This window comes from Serratia sp. HNCC26DJ206, assembly GCF_057180605.1.
Window position 1 is genome coordinate 1 of record NZ_JBXUGP010000077.1, and the last position, 3,544, is coordinate 3,544.

At 45.3% G+C, this 3,544-nt stretch carries 4 protein-coding genes; 1 reads left to right on the top strand and 3 read right to left on the bottom strand.

The genetic code is table 11. The features are described from left to right. Positions 1 to 330: transposase (locus AC2A1E_RS23825; protein WP_484385813.1), on the top strand; the 330-nt coding region annotated here is incomplete at its 5' end. Positions 331 to 363: 33 nt separating this feature from the next. Here the strand turns inward: AC2A1E_RS23825 and AC2A1E_RS23830 are convergent. The 3 genes from AC2A1E_RS23830 to AC2A1E_RS23840 form a co-directional block, all read right to left on the bottom strand. Then, a protein-coding gene (locus AC2A1E_RS23830) for an IS5 family transposase (protein WP_484385814.1) occupies positions 364 to 1,208 on the bottom strand; the annotation gives its coding sequence in 2 pieces (ribosomal slippage) (positions 364 to 863 and positions 863 to 1,208; 846 coding nt in all). Positions 1,209 to 1,258: 50 nt separating this feature from the next. Next, on the bottom strand, positions 1,259 to 2,776 hold the full coding sequence (locus AC2A1E_RS23835) for a sensor domain-containing diguanylate cyclase (RefSeq protein WP_484385815.1): 1,518 nt from the start codon (positions 2,774 to 2,776) through the stop codon (positions 1,259 to 1,261). Continuing rightward, positions 2,757 to 3,347 (bottom strand): recombinase family protein, encoded by a 591-nt coding sequence (locus tag AC2A1E_RS23840; RefSeq protein WP_484385816.1) that lies wholly within the window; start codon positions 3,345 to 3,347, stop codon positions 2,757 to 2,759. The genes AC2A1E_RS23835 and AC2A1E_RS23840 overlap by 20 nt, the downstream gene beginning before the upstream one ends. Between the last annotated feature and the right edge of the window lie 197 nt (positions 3,348 to 3,544).

The window sequence follows — 3,544 nt, forward strand, 5'->3', positions numbered from 1 at the left end:
CGCTCATCTTTATTTATCAGTTTGTTAAAGCATCTTAAAGCGACATACAGACGGGCGAAAAGCATCACGCTCATCGTGGACAACTATATCATCCACAAAAGCCGTGAAACCCTCCGCTGGCTGAAAGTGAACCCAAAGTTCAAGGTGATCTATCAGCCGGTTTACTCACCGTGGGTGAACCACGTTGAGCGTTTATGGCAGGCGTTGCATGACACGATAACCCGTAATCATCAGTGCCGAACAATGTGGCAGTTGCTGAGAAAAGTTCACCACTTTATGGAAACCGCCAGTCCATTCCCCGGAAGCAGGCATGGACTGGCAAAAGTGTAGCGGTATTAGACGCGGCTATTTAGGGTGTGTCCCTTAATTTGACAATCGCTTTAAAAATAACCGGATAGCACCCAATTTCAACATGCTCAGGTAATTTCTGACTGTTTTTTCCGAACGGGTAGCGATACGGCGATGTTCTTTAAGCTTGGCGAAGCAACGTTCAACGACGTTACGTTTTTTGTACAATCGGGTATCGAGTTTCCGGCGTTTATCCTGACTGGCTTTTTCATTCGATTTAAAAGGGATAACGGTTTTTATCCCTTTAATTCTCAGTTGATTACGCAATGCCTGACTTGAGTATCCCTTATCAGCCAGCACCGCTTTAGGCCGCGATTTCAGGTGCCCGCTTTGTCGGATGATCCCAACCCGGCCAAGCAACGCTTCCGCGTATCTGCTCTCATGGGCTTTTCCGCCACTCAGGTAAAAACTCAGCGGTAATCCTGTGCTATCTGTCGCCAGATGGATTTTGGTACCAAAGCCGCCTCGAAAGCGACCCAGCACATGACAGCTGAGTTCATCGGGGTGTTTTTTTTAGCACCCGCAGCGGCTTTCAGGGCCCGAATGTTACTGCCATCTGACGCGATGGCATCCCAGTCAACCAACCTTTTCCCATCAAGTATCTGAAGTAATTTATTGAAAATACAGTTTATTACTCCATTCTTGGGCCACCGGTTAAACCGGTTGTAAATCGTTTTCCAGTGACCATAACGTTCGGGCAGGTCCCGCCAAGGGGCTCCTGAACACAGCACCCAAAATATGCCATTCATCACTTGGCGGTGCTCAAGATAGGGGCGACCAGCTTTAGAAACGCCTCGTTCAGGCGGCAGTAGGGGGTAAATCAATGCCCAAGCGTCATCGGGAAAATCGTAACGAGCCACGTAAGAGACTTCTTCTGGTTAAAATAGGTGTTGGATTGTACAAAAAATAATTACGGGACACAGCCTAGGTCCTGATGGTCTTCTAAGTTGGTCACTTTCACCTGATTTCGCCCAGACCTTTTCGCTTCATAGAGTTTTGAGTCTGCCACTTTCAGTAAATCATCAAAGTGAACAAGCTCCCCTTCTTTCGGATGGCATGTCACTGCACCAATACTGATCGTGACCGTTCTTCTGAGCGAGGTCAGGTTTTCAACGCTTTTTCGTAATCTTTCGCAAGCCAAAAGACAGCCCTTTTCATCCGTTTCAGGGAAAAGCATGATAAATTCCTCCCCGCCAAACCGCGCGATTTTATCCTGGCTTCGTAGGGTATGGCTGAGTTCTCTGGCAATATTTTTTAGGGCAAAGTCTCCTTCCTGGTGACCATAGTCATCGTTATACGATTTAAAAAAATCGATATCGGCAATGGCAAGTGATACAGGGACTGGATGGCGCGCCATTTTGGTCATTTCACTATCAAACCAAAGCATAAACTTTCGGCGATTGGCAATCTCTGTCAGACTGTCTTCCGTGGCCATGCGCTCCAGAATAATATTGACCTTATACAGCGCCTCTTTTTGGTTTTTGAGCTCCATTTCCAGCGTTTTACGCTCATCAATACTTTGAATCTGAGCGATGTAATATTTGACATCACCATTATCTTCTCGCACCAGAGAGACGCTCAGAAGTATCCAGATATAATTCCCTGACGCCGTCAGATATCGCTTTTCTAACTGGTAGAACGGAATATCCCCTTGAGAAAGTGCCTCTAATAGTTGTAAATCCGTGGTTAAATCATCAGGATGGGTGATGTTTTGAAAGTTGATAGAAAGCAGATGATCTTCAGTATACCCCAGCATACGGGTCAGTGAGCTGTTAACTTTCATCCATAGGCCAGAAGGGGCTACCAAAGCCATCCCGATGGTTGAGTTTTTAAAAATGCTTTCGAGAATGTCGTTGTTTTTTCGTAACGCTGAAATAACCGTTTCATTTTCACTGATTAATAAGTTCATCTCGATTAACGAGCCAATACCCTCAGCCATTAAACTAATGAACTCATAGTCATCTTCAGAGAAAGATACCGTTCTTATCTGGGTGGAAGAAAAATTAAGTGTGCCCCATATTTTTTCTCCTACCCATATTGGTGCCGAGATATAACTTTCCAGTTGCATACTAATATAGACGGGATGAGTATTGAAATCGGGGTGCTCTCCTGCATGTTCAATACTTATTATTCTTCTTTCACTGAATACCCGTTGGCAATAGGTGTTTTTTAACTCAAAAATCATGCCTGCTGAAATTTCTTTTCCTGTTGGTGAGACTGCAAGCAGAGAGTAACTTTCCCCCTCTATCTGACTGATAATACCCAGAGATAGGTCAAAGGCTTTTAATCCTTCATTAAGGATGGCGTGGTAGGTCTCTTCAAGCGAAGTATGCCTCTTCACCAACGCCTCATAAAGGGAATGAATTCGGTTGATATTAATTTTACTTTCTTGCATTTTTAACATCGCCTTATCTTTTTGTCTTTTCACGCGTAACCAGGGGTTGTCCTGCCAGAGTCCTTTTCTTCAGCCTGTAAAAAGTCGCCCGTGATATACCCGTTTTTTCCAGTACCGTTTTCTCTGGGGCATCCTGTGCGATTAACTCCCTCACCATGGCAGACTGGCTGTGTGGTTTAAGTCCGAATTTCACTCCAGATGCCATAGCCGCTATTCGACCTTCATTAGTCCGCTCCAGAATGCGCTCCCGTTCCGCCTCAGCCACAGCAGCCAGTATCTGAATGACCATCTTGCCCATCGTCCCCTCGGTGCTTAAACCATTTTCAAGAAATCGAATAGCGATACCCTTTTTATAACAGGTATCTACGATATTGATCATATCAGCGGCATTGCGTCCAAGGCGGTCCATTTTGGTACAAAGAATAATGCCATCTTTCTCTGCACGGGCGAGAAGTCGCAGCAACCCTTCGCGCTCATCGGTTGCCCCCGACATCATGTCGGTGAAAAACCGATCATCTCCCACGCCCGCCACTTTGAGTTCAGAAATCCGTGCCGTCAGTTTCTGATGGCTGGTTGATACCCTCGCATACCCCAATAAGGCCATTTTTGTCTCACAAATCGATATTAATACTATTTGGTATCATAAAGTACAAATCACGATTTTTGATACTGACATTCAGTGCCTTTTTTGGCAGTCTCAAAACTTATGATATTTTAGACTGTTAGTTTATTAATGTGGTTTTTCGCACGGTTGCTCCTCGCCCCCGAATACGACAGAGCCCAAGCACCTACCTCACGAGT